The organism is Actinomadura rubrisoli, assembly GCF_004349215.1.
GTDB classification, from domain to species: Bacteria; Actinomycetota; Actinomycetes; order Streptosporangiales; family Streptosporangiaceae; genus Spirillospora; species Spirillospora rubrisoli.
Window position 1 is genome coordinate 1 of record NZ_SMKU01000754.1, and the last position, 873, is coordinate 873.

Here is an 873-nt window from a genome sequence, read left to right on the forward strand (position 1 = left end):
AGATGTGGATAAGAGACAGGGGCCGCGGGCGCTGCTGTTCTTCACCGAGCACATCGAGGCGGACGCGGTCCACGAGCAGGTGCTGCGGCGGGATGTGATCGGCGGGCTGCTGGAGCAGGAGCCGGAGCTGGCGGCGGACGTGGTCCTGGGCGTCCAGGCGACGGGGCTGCTGGAGGACCGGCTGGGCGCGCATCTGCTGGGGTGCTGGCGGGCGTGTCCGCCCCGGTCGGCGCTGCGGCGTCCCCCGCAGGCGGCGCGCTGACCTGCGCGACGGGTTTCTAGTGGTGTTTTTGCGGTATATGAGCGGAATGTTGCTTGTGAGGCCGCCTGGGGTTTATCGCCCGCAGTCGGACACGTTGATGCTGGCGGGGGCGCTGCGCTGCGCCAAGGTACCGCAGGGCGCGCGCGTCCTGGAGCTGGGGACGGGGACCGGCGCGGTGGCCGTGGCGGCGGCGCGCTGCGGCGCCTCGCAGGTCGTCGCGGTGGATGTGTCGGTGCGGGCGGTGCTGGCGGCGCGGGTGAACGCGCGGGTGCGGGGCCTGCCGGTCCGGGTGGTGCGGGGCGATCTGTTCGGCCCGGTGGCGGGCGAGGTGTTCGACGTGATCGTCGCCAACCCCCCGTACGTGGCGGGGTCGGCCGATCCGGCGTCGGCGCGCGGCAGGGCCCGGGCGTGGGAGGCGGGGCGCGACGGCCGGGCGCTGCTGGAGCGGATCTGCGCGGGGGCGCCGGGGCATCTGACGCGCCGGGGGACGCTGCTGGTGGTCCAGTCGGCGCTGAGCGGGGTCGCGGCGACGCTGGTGGCGCTGCGGCGGTCGGGGATGCGCGCGTCGGTGGTGGCGCGGCGCCGCGAGCCGTTCGGGCCGGTGATGGCGG

General features: G+C 75.7%; 2 protein-coding genes. Both read left to right on the plus strand.

Annotation, left to right across the window (positions count from 1 at the left end; translation table 11 throughout):
- On the plus strand, positions 1–262 hold a 262-nt coding region (locus E1298_RS47280; RefSeq protein WP_165976012.1), incomplete at its 5' end, for an iron-containing redox enzyme family protein.
- A gap of 97 nt (positions 263–359) precedes the next feature.
- Positions 360–873 (plus strand): HemK2/MTQ2 family protein methyltransferase (locus E1298_RS47285; protein WP_243726289.1); only part of this gene is annotated, 514 nt, incomplete at its 3' end.